General features: G+C 45.7%; 10 protein-coding genes and 1 pseudogene. 5 read left to right on the top strand and 6 right to left on the bottom strand.

Features of this window, described 5'->3' with window-relative positions; genetic code table 11:
• Positions 1–146: 146 nt before the first annotated feature.
• The 3 genes from HMPREF3034_RS08955 to nagB form a co-directional block, all read right to left on the bottom strand.
• Complete coding sequence (locus HMPREF3034_RS08955) at positions 147–737, bottom strand: hypothetical protein (RefSeq protein ID WP_062434958.1); 591 nt, start codon at positions 735–737, stop codon at positions 147–149.
• Between the two features lie 211 nt (positions 738–948).
• Entirely contained in the window at positions 949–2,940 is a 1,992-nt protein-coding gene (locus HMPREF3034_RS08950; protein ID WP_036899290.1) for a glucosamine-6-phosphate deaminase, read from the bottom strand.
• Between the two features lie 29 nt (positions 2,941–2,969).
• Entirely contained in the window at positions 2,970–3,755 is a 786-nt protein-coding gene (gene nagB, locus HMPREF3034_RS08945; protein ID WP_036899292.1) for a glucosamine-6-phosphate deaminase, read from the bottom strand.
• A 226-nt stretch (positions 3,756–3,981) separates the two neighbouring features.
• Between nagB and hflX the strand changes: the two genes are divergently transcribed.
• The 5 genes and pseudogenes from hflX to HMPREF3034_RS08920 all read left to right on the top strand — a co-directional run bounded on the left by hflX (position 3,982) and on the right by HMPREF3034_RS08920 (position 13,031).
• The gene (hflX, locus tag HMPREF3034_RS08940; protein ID WP_062434956.1) at positions 3,982–5,232 is read left to right on the top strand and encodes a GTPase HflX; all 1,251 of its coding nucleotides are present in this window, start codon (positions 3,982–3,984) and stop codon (positions 5,230–5,232) included.
• Positions 5,233–5,243: 11 nt separating this feature from the next.
• The gene (locus HMPREF3034_RS08935; RefSeq protein ID WP_036899297.1) at positions 5,244–7,106 is read left to right on the top strand and encodes a DUF4954 family protein; all 1,863 of its coding nucleotides are present in this window, start codon (positions 5,244–5,246) and stop codon (positions 7,104–7,106) included.
• A gap of 10 nt (positions 7,107–7,116) precedes the next feature.
• Positions 7,117–10,029, top strand: a pseudogene (locus HMPREF3034_RS08930) (M16 family metallopeptidase).
• A 27-nt stretch (positions 10,030–10,056) separates the two neighbouring features.
• Positions 10,057–11,712: a fumarate hydratase gene (locus HMPREF3034_RS08925; RefSeq protein WP_036899299.1), complete on the top strand. Its 1,656-nt coding sequence runs from the start codon at positions 10,057–10,059 to the stop codon at positions 11,710–11,712.
• Positions 11,713–11,861: 149 nt separating this feature from the next.
• Positions 11,862–13,031, top strand: coding sequence for an acyltransferase family protein (locus HMPREF3034_RS08920; protein ID WP_062434952.1), 1,170 nt, complete (start codon positions 11,862–11,864; stop codon positions 13,029–13,031).
• Between the two features lie 126 nt (positions 13,032–13,157).
• On the opposite strand, the gene HMPREF3034_RS08915 is transcribed toward HMPREF3034_RS08920, so the two are convergent.
• The 3 genes from HMPREF3034_RS08915 to HMPREF3034_RS08905 all read right to left on the bottom strand — a co-directional run bounded on the left by HMPREF3034_RS08915 (position 13,158) and on the right by HMPREF3034_RS08905 (position 17,149).
• On the bottom strand, positions 13,158–14,126 hold the full coding sequence (locus HMPREF3034_RS08915) for a FecR family protein (RefSeq protein WP_062434949.1): 969 nt from the start codon (positions 14,124–14,126) through the stop codon (positions 13,158–13,160).
• A 67-nt stretch (positions 14,127–14,193) separates the two neighbouring features.
• Entirely contained in the window at positions 14,194–14,772 is a 579-nt protein-coding gene (locus tag HMPREF3034_RS08910; RefSeq protein ID WP_231725655.1) for a sigma-70 family RNA polymerase sigma factor, read from the bottom strand.
• Between the two features lie 235 nt (positions 14,773–15,007).
• Positions 15,008–17,149, bottom strand: coding sequence for an alpha-N-acetylglucosaminidase (locus tag HMPREF3034_RS08905; RefSeq protein WP_062434943.1), 2,142 nt, complete (start codon positions 17,147–17,149; stop codon positions 15,008–15,010).
• Positions 17,150–17,173: the final 24 nt, after the last annotated feature.

Raw genomic sequence — 17,173 nt, 5'->3', positions numbered from 1 at the left:
CCATGGAATATCATACAACATTTGTCACACCGAAAGCAGCAATACTGAAAAAGAAGAGAAGGGATACTAAAAAGGACAAAAGAACATCAACCCACGTAGAAAGATACGAATCAGGTTGATGTTCTTTTGTCCTGAAATGGCAGATATTAAAACTCTAGCTCCAAACCTATCATTAATTCTTCCGGGGCAAAGCGTATACCCCATCCCGAATTGCCAATTTCGGCCTCTTCGCCACCAGTATAATGATTGCTATAACCAACAAAACCCATGCGCAGACAAAGGCAAAGCCCCTCGGTAAGGTCGACACATGCGCCCGGACGCACGCCTATTTCATAACCGTTTTTCTTACCCGTTGCCTCCGAAGTCTTGCGATAACTATAACCCACACCGCCATCCATAAATAGGTTGAAAGGCCCTTTATGTACATAATAATAACGGGCAAAGGGAGCCACTTTATAACTTGTGGTTTTCATTCCGTTGCTTTCTTTCTCATGTCCGAAACCTAACATGACGCCCACTCCCCATGTTTGATTGAACAAACGTCCGATTTCTGGATAGAAATTGAACGTATGACTATGCTCTTTCTGATTATTCCAATAGGTAAGAGAGCCACCTACAAATGTGCGAGGTCCATGTTCCTTCTCCAAATGTTGTGATGGAAAGGTGTCATGATCACCAGCTCGGACAGAAGACCACACACAGGACAACAGGCATACCAATAGCAATAAATGTTTCATATTATAGTTTTTGAATGATTAATTATTAACAAAGCTACTGAAAACCTGTGAGGTAATAGAAAGAAAAGGAGCATCCAACAAGTAAATTACCTACAATTAGGTTAGGTCAAAGAGGTGTTTACAGTATCTATCCCCTATTTTTTGCACACTAAAAAAGGCGAAGATGTTTACACATCTCCGCCCTTATAAAGGTTTATATTAATTCCGTAAATTATAGAGGTTTGTACTCTACGAATGCCTCCATAGCCTCATAGCATGCCAAACCTAAATCATCGTACAACTTAGCTGTGCCACGGTTACGGTCTTCAGAACGCTGCCAGAACAGACGTTCGTCGTTTCCTAAGAACGGAGCACTCTCCATTTGGCTTGAATGCTTCAAGATACTGTTACGCTTAGCACGCAACTCTTCGGGACTCATCGGTACACACATCTCAATGTTTTCGATTTCCCATTCAGCCCAAGCACCACGATACATCCAAATACGGCAGTCTTTCAACCACTCAGCACCGGCTTCCTTCTCTACGTCAATAGCCGCCATAACAGCGTCGGTACACTTGCGATGAGTTCCATGAGGGTCGGCTAAGTCACCTGCAACATAGATTTGATGAGGTTTAACTTTGCGCAAAAGCTCCAAAACCACTTCCACATCAGCTTCACCCATAGGCAATTTCTCGATCTTACCAGACTCATAGAATGGTAAATCGAGGAAGTGAACGCGCTCCAATGGTACACCATTGTAAGTACAAGCTGTGCGAGCTTCACCACGACGAATCAATCCCTTGATGGTCAATATGTCGCGTGTATCCATGTCGCCTTCTTTCTTTTCGGCCAAGAACTTTTTGATTTCTTTGTACTTGCTCTTGATAACTTCATCTTTTTCGTCGCCGAAAATCTGATTGAAACCATTGATGAAGTGCATGAAACGAGTTACTTCTTCATCGCCAACAGCAATGTTTCCACTGGTCTCATAGGCTACATGCATCTCGTGTCCCTGCTGAACGAGGCGACGTAAAGTACCACCCATGGAGATAACATCATCGTCGGGGTGTGGCGAGAATACAATAACGCGCTTGGGGAATGGCTTTGCACGCTCCGGACGATTGGTATCGTCAGCGTCAGGTTTACCTCCCGGCCAACCGGTAATCGTATGCTGTAGGTCGTTGAAAATCTTGATATTGGCATTGTAAGCAGAACCATACAGCGCCAAAAGTTCTGATAATCCGTTCTCGTTATAATCTTTATTGGTAAGTTTTAAGATAGGTTTGCCAGTCTTCAAGCAAAGCCATACGAGTGCAGAACGAACCAACTTATCGGTCCACTTGCAAGAAGTTACCAACCAAGGATGAACGATACGTGTCAATTGGCTGGCTGCAGCGAGATCTATAACCACGTGAGCGTCGTTGTGAGTCTGCAAGAATGAAGCAGGAAGAGCGTCTGTAATCTGTCCCTCGACCATCTTCTGAATCACCTCAGCCTTTTCATCTCCCCATGCAGTGATGAACACCTTACGAGCCGCAAGGATTGTAGCGATGCCCATAGTGATGGAACATGGAGGCACAGGTTCTTGTGAACTGAAGCTCATTGTCATCTCTTCGCGTGATGTAGCATCAAGCAACATCAAACGAGAAGTAGTGGTAAGCCCTGATCCGGGTTCGTTGGTTGCGATATTACCGCTACGTCCTATACCCAAAAGAATAATGTCCAAACCGCCACATTCAGCTATTTTCTGCTCGTAAGCGCGACATTGTTGCTGTACATCATCCTGCTTTACGGTACCGTCAGGACCATATACATTCTGTGGATTAATGTCTACTTTGTCTAAGAACATAGCATGCAATTGAGCCATAGCACTATGCTGACTGTCGGCATTCAAGGGGAAATATTCGTATGCGTTGAATACAACTACATTCTTAAAACTCAACTCTTTCTTCTCATAACGAGCTATCAACTCGTCGTAAACAGGCACCAACGACTTACCGGTACCCAAACCCAACACGCAATTGCGGCCTTCGTTGCTGCGCTCATTGATGAGTTTGCAGATTTCATCTGCTATATTTACGGCACCTTCTTCTACCTTTGCGAAAATCTCTGTAGGTACTTTCTCACAACGAGTGATTTCAGAACGCTCCACAGCCGTGCGTGGACGGTAGAACTCTTCAGGTACTTTATTCAGTACAATTTGTGAACTTAGATGTAATCTCATTATTTACCTCCTGTATAATTAAGTTCGTTTTACTTATGTTCAATATCCTTGAAGTAACGGTATGTACCCACTTTGAGTTCATCGGTAGCAGCCTCGTCGCATACAATAATACCATGCTTGTGCAACTGAAGAGCGCTGATTGTGAACATCTGAGTTACCGGTCCTTCTACCACTGCCTGCAAAGCGCGAGCCTTAGAGTGGCCGTTGATAAGTACCATTACCTCACGAGCGTCCATCACTGTGCCCACACCTACGGTCAATGCGTAAGCAGGAACTTTGTTCATATCGTTGTCGAAGAAACGTGAATTGACGATACGTGTATCCGTGGTCAATGTCTTCTGGCGAGTACGAGAAGTCAATGACGAACCCGGTTCGTTGAAAGCTACGTGGCCATCAACACCCACGCCACCGATAAACAAGTCGATGCCACCGGCCTCTTGAATCATTTCCTCATAGTGAGCGCACTCTGCTTCCAAGTCTTCTGCATTACCATTCAGAATATGGATATTCTCTTTTGGGCAGTCGATATGGTCGAAGAGATTGCGAGCCATAAACGAATGGTAGCTCTCAGGATGTGATTCGGGAAGACCCACATACTCATCCATGTTAAAAGTCAACACATTCTTAAACGACACTCTACCTGCCTTGCAAGCTTCTGCCAGTGCCTTGTACATGCCAATAGGCGAAGAACCTGTAGGCAAACCAAGTACAAACTTATGGTCTGGTGTAGGATTAAACTGATTGATACGATTGATAACATGCTCCGCTGCCCACTGAGACAGCTTCTCATAATCTTTTTCAATGATTACTCTCATGGTTGCTAATTAAGTTAGTTTACTTATTTTTTTGAATTAGCAAAGATAACATAAAAACATCAGAAAGTCGAACAAAACAGCAATTTTTCTTAAAGTTAATATTTTATAACGCACCATTGACAAGCCCGCTTGGCAAATACTAATCTTAGAGTATATAAAACTTAGGATGAAATGCCATATTTATGACTTTATTTCTTAACTTTGCATGGATTATAATACAATATACATGAAGGAATTTGTCATCTCAGAAGTAAAGGCCGAAACAGCCGTACTCGTGGGACTTATCACGCAAAACCAAGACGAAGCAAAGACCAAGGAATACCTCGACGAACTGGAATTCCTTGCCGACACGGCCGGAGCCGTCACCGTCAAGCGATTCACCCAAAAGGTAGCCGGACCTAGTCAGGTAACCTATGTGGGCAAAGGTAAGCTGGAAGAGATAAAACAATACATCAAAGACGAGGAAGAAAACGAACGTCCGGTGGGTATGGTCATCTTCGACGATGAACTGTCGGCTAAGCAGATACGCAACATAGAAGGCGAACTTGGCGTGAAGATTCTAGACCGAACATCGCTGATTCTCGACATATTTGCCATGCGAGCGCAGACAGCTAACGCCAAGACTCAAGTGGAATTAGCGCAATATCGCTACATGTTGCCGCGACTCCAACGCCTTTGGACTCACTTGGAACGCCAAGGAGGTGGTTCTGGTTCGGGTGGCGGAAAGGGTTCCGTAGGACTCCGTGGCCCCGGTGAAACGCAGTTAGAGATGGACCGTCGTATCATCTTACAGCGCATCACGCTGCTGAAACAGCGATTATTGGAAATCGACAAACAGAAAACCACACAACGCAAGAACCGTGGCCGCATGATTCGTGTGGCGCTTGTAGGCTACACCAACGTAGGTAAATCGACACTGATGAACCTCATGGCCAAGAGCGAAGTATTTGCCGAGAACAAACTTTTCGCCACACTCGACACCACTGTGCGCAAAGTTGTGGTCGACAACCTGCCTTTCCTATTGGCCGACACTGTCGGTTTTATTCGTAAACTACCTACTGATTTGGTCGATTCTTTTAAATCTACACTCGACGAAGTGCGCGAAGCCGACCTGCTACTACACGTGGTCGACATCTCACATCCCGATTTCGAAGAACAAATACAAGTGGTAGAAAAGACACTCAGCGAACTGGGTTGTGCCGAGAAACCATGTATGATAGTCTTCAACAAAATTGATAACTACACGTGGATAGAAAAGGAAGAAGACGATTTAACACCGATTCGTAAAGAGAATATCACACTTGAAGAGCTCAAACGCACTTGGATGGCACGACTAAATGATAACTGTCTATTCATATCGGCAAAGCAACGAGAGAACATCGATGAGTTCCGTAGCGTACTATATAAGAAGGTGCGCGAGCTACATGTGCAAAAATATCCGTACAACGACTTCCTCTATCCACAGATGGAAGGCTAAATCAGATAGACATGAGACAGTTGACAGACAAAGAAATCATCACACTTGAAGAGAATAATTGTTGGGCCGAAGACTGGACTGCAATACAGGTAGCCGAGGATTTCATGCCTAATTATTTGCATCGGGTCATGTTTTACGGTGACATAGAGTTGGGCGAATTTACCAAAAATGTCGAGGTAAGCCGCGGATTCATGAAACATAGTGGTATCAACAACGCCACCCTGCGCAACGTTTCTATCGGCGACAACTGTCTCATAGAGAATATCGGCACCTATATCAACAACTATACGATAGGCGACGACTGCTATATCGGCAACGTGGCAATGATGGAAACAGCCGAAGGAGCGACTTATGGAGAGGGTAATCCGGTCTCCGTGCTCAACGAATCGGGCGAAGGCAATCTGCTACTCTTCCACAATCTCAGCAGTCAATTGGCCGCCCTCATGGTGCTACATGCCGAAGACAAACTGTTGCGCGACGCCCTCCGACGTCTCATTCATGAGGATATTGAGCGCCGTATGCCCGACCGTGGCATCATCGGTAACAACGTGAAGATTGTCAATACCAAAGAGATTACCAACACCATCATTCACGACGACTGTGAAATTAGTGGTGCCGAACGACTCTGCGACTGCACAATTATCAGTTCACCCAATGCCAGTGTATTTATTGGAACGGCCGTCATCTGTGAAAATTCCATTATCTGCGACGGTTCATCCATCACCAACGGTGTAAAGATACAAGATTGTTTTGTAGGCGAAGCGTGTCAGTTGAACAATGGTTTTACAGCAACTAGCAGTGTCTTCTTTGCCAATTCCAACATGAGTAAGGGGGAAGTCTGCTCAGCTTTTTGCGGTCCTTTCAGTACCAATCATCATCAAAACAGCCTGCTATTGAGCGGCATGTTCTCGTTTTACAATGCCGGTAGCGCCACTAATTTCAGCAACGATTGCGGTAAACTGGGGGCTATCCATCATGGTATTTTAGAGCGCGGATGCACTACAGAGAGCGGTTGTCAACTGGTCATGCCGGTGCATATCGGCGCATTCTCTACATGTTCCGGTGTTTTAACGCATCATCCTGATACCCTGTCAATGCCTTTCTCACAGCTCAAAGCAGTAGGTGACACCGTATATCTGAAGCCGGGCTACACACTCTGCACTGCCGGATTGTATCGAGACATACACAAGTGGGTGAAGCGCGATGTGCGCGTTCATGCCATTCAGAGAAGCATTGTCGACTTCGACTGGTTGAATCCTGTCACCATAGGAAGTATCGTCGAGGGTAAAGAGATACTCGAACGCCTGCGCGAAGCATCGGGAGAACACGCTCCCACCTATTATTATCATGAGCACGCAATATCTGCCGCCGACTTAAAACAGGGCATCCAAAACTACGATATGGCCTTGCACATCTACATGGGAGCGGTATTGAAGCAGCGTATAGAGCAGAATGAAGCCGAACAACCCTACGCTCAAACGGGCTGTGGACAATGGAGTGACCTTGCCGGTATGCTCTTACCGAAGAGTGAGGAACGTATGCTAATCAACGACATCAAGCATGGTGACATCGAGACGGTGCAAGACATCATCGACCGATTGGTTGACATCCACGAGTCGTACCGGGAATATGAGTGGGCTTGGACGTACCGATTGATACTCAATTATTACCATCTGACCGAGCTAACCGATGATGCCACGGAGCAAATCATGCAAGATGGTATCGCAGCTCGACACATGTGGGCAGACCAAATTCGCAAAAATGCTGAGCAAGAATTAACATCAAGCGATGTGGAAAAGAGTGTATTGAGCGATTTCATCAATATGCTAAGTCGCGAAACAGAACAAAACGAAGAGAACAGTATAACATTATAAATTCATGAAAATGATTAAAACAAAGAGAATCATTGCCACTGTCATGGTATTAGCATGTTCCGTCATGGGTATGCAAGCTAAGGATTATCACTACACGACAGTCAAAGGCGACCCCATGCAGACGCGTATTTATACGCTTGACAACGGTCTGAAGATTTATCTAAGCGTCAATAAAGATGCACCACGCATCCAAACCTACATTGCCGTACGAACCGGTTCGCGCAACGACCCAGCTGAAACGACAGGCTTGGCTCACTACTTGGAGCACTTGATGTTTAAAGGAACAAATCACTTCGGTACCAGTAATATGGCAGCCGAGCAACCCCTACTCGACTCTATTCAGAATCGTTACGAGGTCTATCGCACCATCAAAGACCCAGCAAAGCGCAAAGCTTGGTATCACAGCATAGACAGCTTGTCGCAGTTGGCAGCCAAGTATAATATCCCAAACGAATACGATAAGATGATGGCCAGCATCGGAGCAGAGGGTACCAATGCCTATACGAGCAACGATGTGACCTGCTATCAGGAAAATATCCCGGCCAACGAGATTGAAAACTGGGCCAAAGTACAGAGCGATCGTTTCCAAAATATGGTGATTCGTGGCTTCCATACCGAACTTGAAGCTGTGTACGAAGAGTACAACATCGGCTTGGCCAAGGACGCCCGGAAAGTTTGGGATGCTCTCAATAAAAAGCTCTTCCCTACTCATCCCTACGGAACACAGACTACTATCGGTGTGGGCGACCACTTGAAAAATCCTTCTATCGTCAATATCAAAAACTACTTCAAGAAGTACTATGTACCCAATAATGTAGCTATCTGTATGGCCGGTGATTTGAATCCCGACGAGACCGTAGCCTTAATCGACAAATATTTCGGTGGATGGAAGAAAAGTGAGAACCTCTCACGCCCAGAATTCCCTGCTCAACCCAATCTCACTGCTGTTGTTGATACGACGGTTATAGGTATCGAAGCAGAAAACATGATGATGGGATGGAAGTTTGACAAGGCTTCTTCTTTGCAGAATGATACGCTCGAAGTCATCAGTTCGCTGTTGTCAAACGGCCGTGCCGGTCTCTTCGATTTGAACTTGAATCAAGCCATGAAAGTACAAGGAGCAGGCACAGGAGTCAATGCTTTGACCGATTATAGCGAATTTATAGCTGTGGGGTATCCTAAAGAAGGCCAAACATTGGAACAAGTTCGCGCCCTCATCTTGGCCGAGATTCAAAAGCTGAAAAATGGAGAATTCTCCGACGATTTGCTTCCCTCGATTGTCAACAACATGAAGCGAGCTTACTATGCATCGCTATTGAACAACAATTCTCGCGCTAGCCAGTACGTCGATGCGTTCATCAATGGTATCGAATGGGAGCAGGTTGTGAATCGTATGGACCGTATCTAGAAGATGACAAAACAACAGATTGTAGAGTTTGCTCGCAAATATTTCGGTCAAAACTTCGTTTGTGTATACAAGAAGACAGGCGAGGATAAGACCATCAAGAAAATAGAAAAGCCGGCTATCACGGCTATTCCGACCAACAGAGATAAGAGTAGTGAGTTCTTACGTAAGATAGCTGCCAGCAAGCCGGAGCCTATACAACCTCATTTTGTAGACTTTAAACGCGACTTAACATTCGCCAAAACTGGCAAGAAACTGCCAGTAGTATATCGACAAGAGGCCAACGACAAGCTCTTCACTATGATGTATCGCTACGAATTTGGCAAACAAAGCGACGTAAGATACGACTATGCAGCCGGCTATGTAGACTTATTGGGAACAGACAAATTATCTGCCGACCAAGTGAAACAGCAATTCTATAAATTAGCTTGCGACTTCGGTATCAACGTATCTGATAATGCTATCACCGTCAGCCTGTCCGGATTGAACGAAAACATGCCTGCCGCTGTGGCATTGGCCGAAAAGGTTTTGAAGAACATGAAGGTTGACACAGAGGCTTACAATCAATATGTGGGTCTGATTCTAAAGGGTCGTGCCGACAACAAAAAGTCTCAATCGGCCAACTTCAGTGCCCTTTCCAGCTATGGAATCTATGGCGAATACAATCCTCAACTGAACCAATTGTCGGCTTCACAACTCAAGCAGACCAATCCACAGACGCTCGTCGACCTCATCAAAAACCTGAGCAACTATGAGCACACCTTATATTATTGTGGTCCGTCGAGCCTCGCTGCCATCACTAAATTGGTAGACAAGCAACACCGTATGGGCAAGAAATTGCTCAACATACCCACAAAGAAAGAGTATCAAGAGCAAACCACAACACAGAACGAGGTGCTGTTGGCTCCTTATGATGCCAAAAACATCTATATGATGATGTATCATAACGAGAATACACAGTGGACTCCGGAACGCGCGACCATCGAAGCTGTCTTCAACGAGTACTTCGGTAGCGGTATGAACGGTGTTGTATTCCAAGAACTACGCGAAGCTCGCGGACTGGCATATAGCGCATCTGCCCGCTACATGATGCCTCGTTTGAAGAATCATCCAGAATGGGTACAGACCTATATCATATCTCAGAACGACAAGATGTCGGACTGTATACGCGTCTTTAACGAGATTCTTGACACCATTCCACAAAGCGAATCAGCCTTCCAATTGGCAAAACAAAGCCTCACCAAATTCTATGCGAGCGTTCGTACGATGCGCGGTGGGTTCTTCAATGCGTACATCAATGCCAAGAACCGTGGATTGGATTACGACTTGAACAAGAAGATTTATGAGACATTGCCAAGCATCCAACTCAAAGATATAGTCGACTTCGAGCAACAACACATGGCTCGCAAGCCTTACCGCTACATCATCCTAGGCGACGAGAAGAACCTGAACATGAAGGAATTGGAAAAGATTGGCCCTGTGAAGCGCGTATCTACAGAAACTATTTTCGGATATTAAACAACCTATTATAGATTAAAAAACATTATGGCAAAAGCACCAGATTTCAAGTATGCTCCCATGTTTCAAGTGGGAAAAGACGATACCGAGTACCGTCTTTTGACCAAAGAGGGAGTCAGCACTGCCGAATTTGAAGGCAAACAAATTGTAAAAGTGAGCAAGGAAGCTTTGACCTTGTTGAGTCAGCAAGCTTTCCACGACTGCGAATTTATGCTCCGTCGGGCACACAACAAGCAGGTGGCAGCCATCCTTACCGACCCCGAAACATCGGAAAACGATAAGTATGTGGCTCTCCAATTCCTACGCAATGCTGAGACAGCAGTTAAAGGCGTGCTCCCATTCTGCCAAGATACGGGTACAGCTATTATCCATGGCGAAAAGGGACAGCAGATTTGGACAGGCTTCGAAGACGAGGAAGCACTCTCTCGTGGTGTATACAACACCTTCACACAAGACAATCTGCGCTACTCACAGAATGCTCCGCTCAACATGTACGACGAGGTTAATACACGTTGTAACCTTCCCGCTCAGATAGACATCGAAGCCGTTGAGGGTGCAGAGTATCGCTTTATAATGGTAGCCAAAGGTGGTGGTTCGGCTAACAAGACCTATTTCTACCCCATGACCAAAGCTACCATCCAAAACGAAAGCACATTGTTGCCTTTCCTCGTTGAAAAGATGAAGAGTCTCGGAACGGCAGCTTGCCCTCCATACCACATCGCATTCGTCATCGGTGGTACCTCGGCCGAGAAGAACTTGCTTACCGTAAAGCTCGCATCTATCAAGTATTACGACAACTTACCCACCACAGGCGACGAGACCGGACGTGCTTTCCGCGACATCGACTTGGAGAACAAGTTGCTTGAAGAAGCCCACAAGATTGGCTTGGGTGCACAGTTTGGCGGTAAGGCTTTGGCTCATGACATCCGCATTATCCGCCTTCCACGCCACGGAGCAAGCTGTCCTATCGGTATGGGTGTAAGTTGTTCAGCCGACCGAAATATCAAAGCTAAAATCAACGCCGATGGTATCTGGTTGGAAAAAATGGACGACAACCCCTCAGAACTGATTCCTGAAGAGTATCGTAAACCCGGAGAGGGCGCACAGGGTATTACCATCGACCTTGATAAGGGTATCGATGCTGTACGTGCAGAACTCACTAAATACCCTGTATCTACTCGTGTGAACCTCAAAGGTACCATCATCGTGGCTCGCGACATAGCCCATGCTAAGCTCAAAGCTCGCTTGGATGCTGGCGAAGATATGCCACAATACTTCAAAGACTATCCTATCCTCTATGCTGGACCGGCCAAGACTCCGGAGGGATATGCCTGTGGTTCGATGGGGCCAACCACTGCCAACCGCATGGATCCATACGTAGATGAATTCCAAGACCATGGTGCCAGTCTCGTGATGATAGCCAAAGGCAATCGTACACAAGCTGTTACCGATGCATGCCAAAAGCATGGTGGCTTCTATTTGGGGACCATCGGAGGCGTAGCCGCAGTCCTCTCACAGAGTTCAATCAAGAGCATCGAGTGTGTGGAATATCCCGAACTCGGCATGGAAGCCATTTGGAAGATTGATGTAGAAGACTTCCCTGCTTTCATCTTGGTAGACGATAAGGGCAATGATTTCTTCAAACAACTGAAGCCTTGGAGCCCCAGCTGTCCTATGAAGTAAACACTTCGAGTTTCAATATAAAAATCCCTGCACCATTAAGGTTGCAGGGATTTTTTGTTTAACATTCTCATGTTAGGGGGCAGAAGATACCAAAAGAAATCGCTACCTTTGCCCCCATCACTACTAATACAAATTTTTCAAAACATCAAATGGATAAGAATAACATCTATCTAGCCTCTAAACCGCGCTACGAAATACTCGACGGACTGCGTGGATTGGCGGCATTAATCGTCGTGGCTTTCCATCTTTTTGAAACCTACTCAGCCGGTCCTAAGTTCCAAATCCTCAACCATGGCTATCTAGCTGTGGACTTCTTTTTCGTCTTATCGGGCTTCGTGATAGGCTACGCATACGATGATCGTTGGGACAAGATGTCTACTTGGAATTTTATCAAGCGTCGTTTAGTACGCCTTCACCCCATGGTTATCTTCGGTTCTTTCTTCGGTATGTGCATGTTTTACTTTGGTGCCAGCGAGGTATTCCCGATGATTTCAAACACTCCTTGGTGGATGGTTATCGTCGTATTCCTCTTCACCTGCACCATGATACCGTTGCCCAAGTCGATGGATATACGCGGATGGACAGAGACCAATCCACTCAACGGACCAGCATGGTCGTTACAATGGGAGTATTTGGCCAACTTGCTTTATGCTCTTATCATTCGCCGTTTCTCCAAGAAAATGCTCATGGTGTGTGTCGCTCTCTTTGCTTTGCTCACTGTCAACCTATGTTTAAACATTGACCTCGGCGGCATTTTGAAGCCTCGCGAATATGCCATTTATACCGTGATAGGTGGTTGGAGCCTTACTCCCGACCAACTCTTAATAGGCAGCACACGCCTGCTCTACCCCTTCTTCATGGGATTGCTCATCTCTCGTATGGGACGACTGATAACCATTCGTGCTGGATTCTGGTGGTGTTCACTGCTTGTTGCCGTCTTACTCGTGATGCCTTATGCCGGCGCCGAAGGCTCTCCTTGGCTCAATGGCGTTTACGAACTCATTGTCATCTTGGCTTGTTTCCCACTCATTGTTGCTATAGGCGCAGGCAGTAAAGTCACCGACAAGCACTCGGCAGCTGTATGTAAATTCTTCGGAGAGATTTCCTACCCGCTCTATATCACCCATTATCCACTGGTATATGCACAGATGGCATGGAAAGAAACACATCCCGACGCTCCCCTATATGCCCACATCATGTTGTCGGTAGGCCTCTTCTTCATCGCTATCATGCTAGCCTACGCTTCTTACAAACTCTACGATATGCCAGTAAGAGAGTGGCTCAAAGGCAAACTATTTGCTAAGAAAGCAGTTGCATAATAGCCTTTTGAATTTCTTTCAAAAGGTAATAAGATACAAAAAGGGCTATCTTCCGAATAAGGAGACAGCCCTTTTATCTTATATATTAATCACTATATTTCTGTCATTCAGAGAATTTGGTTCTGCTTAGCGACTCAATATTACTGACTTGTCAGTACGACTCACCTTGCAACGATAGAGATCTGATATAACAACCATGCACTTACCAAAATCCGACGAAGGCAGTGTGCCGGTGAAATAATCGTCGGTATTGACATTCTTCAGTTCTATTTCAACACCATAGACAACACTCAACTTCTGCACCCCCTGCCGTAACGGCACACTATGGAACACCAATTCATGGCGTTGCCAAGCTGTATAATAAGCCTCATCTTCATCAAATGGCTCCACCGAAAAGTGTCCGGTGTGACGGTTAAGCACACATCGTTCGTGAGGTTTCACTGTAATTTGCTCCTGTGTTTTCATAGAACGGAGAGACACAGAACCCTCGAAAAGGCACAACGTCACCGTAGCCGACTGTGGATAATTAGTGAGATTAAATTTCGTTCCAGTCACTGTGACACTCATATCGGGCGTGTGAATGATGAACGGATGACGACTATCACGATGCACTTCAAAGTAACCTTCGCCTTGAAAATCTATCTCTCGTTTGTTAGGTGTGAAGACCTGAGGCCGATACGATACTGTAGATTGCTCGTTTACCTGCACATGTGTACTATCGGGAAAAGTAATACTTGTCTGCTCACCATGGCGCGTAGAGATGGTTAGAAGATTATCGGTGGATCGCAAACGTTCGTAGCTTAAATAGCCTAACCCTATCAAACAGATAGGCAATAGCACCACAGCCACTCGCTCTAAGATGTGCCACAGCCGACGATGCAATGTCTGTGAACCACTGATTTGCTCATCCAAACGCTCTTGAATGGCATCTATCTCAGCCTCATTGACGTGTGATGTATCAATATCCTCCTGCCAATGAGCTTCCATGGCAGCGCCCTGTTCAGCATCAGTCGACTGGTTTACAAATTCACGGAACTGCAATAATTCCTCCTTTGTCAACCTTCCGGTCCTATATTTTTCCTCTATATTGGTCATAACCTTATCTTTATTATTATTGGAATAGACATGAAATCATGTAAGATATACCGATTTTTATGCTTTATTAACAAATCATCAGCCATAACGTAAACGCTCCATAGCCCGCTCGATTGATGAAAGCCATCAGCTGCTTAAGCCCTAATGACAATTGGTTCCTCACCGTTTGTTCTTTCAGATTCATGAGTTCGGCAATCTCTTTGATACTTTTCTGCTCGAATCGCGACAACTCTATGACTCGCCGCTGTGTGGGTGGAATCTGCTCAAGTCCATTCCTGATGATGCGTACAAAGTCGTCATAATCCATCTGTGCGCCGTTGCTCTCTGTACCAAGACTGTCTACATAGTCCACGTAGTCTTCAAAACGAGGACTGTTAAGAGTAGCCCTGTAAGCATTGATAAGCAGATGGCGTGCTTTGATAAAGAGCAGTTTGAACAGTGTTTTCTCCTGTTTTATCTCGTGACGATGAGTCCATATCCAGATAAAGGTATCTTCCACTATCTCACCCGCAGTCTCGTTATGATGACAATATTCCATGGCAAAGGCCATAAGTCTATGTGCATACATGCGATAAAGATTGTCAAAAGCCCATTGAGAGTCGTGTTTGAGCAGCCAAATCAGCATATCTTCTTTTGTTGATGTCATGTTCATGTGATGCCACTTATTTTATTAGGTTCTTTCAAAAGGTCATATCGTTAAAAGACTAACTGTTTTTCAGAACTCAAAAGTAGGCAAAACCAAACAGAAAACCAAACTTTATGCCTAGAAACATACTCTTATCTATCACTTCAACTCTTATCTATCGTATTTGCCAACCGCCGTTCGGAAGATTCAATCAACTCGTCCGAAGGAGGTTGGCAATTGACACTTATTTCACCATTTAGCGAAGGATGTCGGCCACAAGAGCCTCCATCTGTACCTCATTGAGCTTCACCGGCGTGTAGTTCACCGGCTTTTTGCTCCATGCAATTTGGTATCCATAGTAGTCGGGCTCTATCATCTCGATACCCCGAACACGCTGACGCCATACGTCGACAAACATTTTCCACTCTTCATAATAGAGAGTTTTGAGCATACCACTCCACTCTTTAGCTGCATAGTCGTGCACGGTAGTATTGGGATTCCAGTCAGGTCCCCAGAAGGTTAACTGCATTTTAGCATTCTTCAGAGCCAAAGCGCGGTCGCCCTCCGTCTTCCCGAAACACGCTGCTTTACCCAACCACCGGTCTAAGGTGAATCCCTTGCTTTGGGCAAGGAGGGTATCCTGACGCAACAAAAGGTGGAGGAAACGGTCGGAAGTACGCTCAAATCGAGCCACATCCTTAGCCTCAATAGCTGCTATCATGTCATCATAAGCGCGGTTTCCCTTATCCGATTGCACCTGACGCAGCAAATCAAACATATCGTAGGAGTAAGTTTCTGAATTGGAAAAGGCCGCACGTGCTTTCATAAAGCGTTTCACACCTTCCTTAAAGAAGTCCATATCATAGTATCGGGCACGTACTCCCCACGATGAGGTATTGACTACTTTAGTACCCGGACGAGCGCAGAACACGCTCTCAGGAAGACCATATTTCTCAGGCACACTGGCATAGATGGTCTGCAAGAAAATGAGCCAAGCAGCATAAATATCCTCATTGAAAGCTCCATAACGATAGGTAATGTAAGACCGAAGCCATTCTTCTACATTGATTTTGCCGTCGGTCATGGGGGCATGGAGCACCAAATCGTAGACCACCGGATTGTTGTTGATGCCCTCAGGCATGATACCTACACCTTTCAAACAGTTTTTATAAGGGCTATGGCGTACCTTATCTATCTGCAGGGCAATGCGCTGTAACTTACCATACATGCCACATTGTTCGCCAAAATTAGACACAACACACCATATAAAAGGAGTACCGCCATAGGCCTGTGTCTGCTCCCACACTTCAGAATTCTCACCGAAAAGATCGACCACCAACACTTTTTCGCGATTAAGTTTAGCTAATAATGCCGGCTTAGGATTGCCACTCCACCCCTGTAATACCCATGTACTTCCGGGGAAATGACGCTCCATGGCGCTTTGCACTGCCAAACCGCAGTCTGAAACATTCAGCGTTCCAGTGAGTCCACCTTCGTGGAAGAGGTCGCCTCCAAAGTATTTCAGGTTAGTACCATAGAGCTTTTTCATCTCATGATAATACACGTCGGCCATATCTCCAAAGAGTTTACCGGTAGGCTTGAGGATGTCTGGGCGCTCGAAGAATCCCCACATACCTTGTGGAATCACGGCATCGGCATGTCGATCGCGAATACTTCTAGATACCATACCATAGAAACCTTGCATCACCGGTCGTATGCCCAATGCCTCCATGCGCCCCAACAATCGACGAGCCATCTGTGCCTGACCGTCTATAAAAGTCTGTGACACAGGACCACCCCAACCTTCCAAATTGCCCATAAGCCACCAAGCGGTATAACCGGGACCGGGAATAAAATTGCGAATTTGCAGTTCGGTGACGCCAAACTTGCGGAGTGTGTTCTGCCAAACCTTTTCCATACCGATGGGCATGAGCATCAAATTGACACCATGAAGAGCCATCCAATCTAATTCATGCTCCCAGTCTTCCCATTGGTAGAACGACATGGTATAGTTGAAAGTGCAATAATTAAGGGCATAACGCAATGGCATGTCAACTCGACGAGTTACAGGTGAGGTTATTTCGGGCAAACGATTGACCGGTCCAAGGTTATCTCCCATGTGCGACATGGAACGGTGACAGTAGTCTTCCAAATAATGGTTGAGCCCCATACAAGCCACATTCTCGCCTGTAGCTTTGATAATGAGTTTACCATCATGCGTAGCCAAGGTGAAAGTTTCAACCTTATCGGTCTGTGGCAGCAACTCAAACATCACCTTATCTTTAAGCCATGGTACGCGACGGTCTACCAATGACTGTACACCGGCGAAGCGATTATCGGCCATGCCCATGACGGTAGTCAACCAAAATGATAACAACAACAGTATATGCTTCTTCATTCTGAATATCTTCTAAAAGATGAT

The sequence above is a fragment of the Prevotella sp. DNF00663 genome (assembly GCF_001553265.1).
In the GTDB taxonomy this organism is placed as follows: domain Bacteria; phylum Bacteroidota; class Bacteroidia; order Bacteroidales; family Bacteroidaceae; genus Prevotella.
Note: the sequence above shows the minus strand (reverse complement) of the source record. Positions and strands in the feature narration are given on the sequence as shown.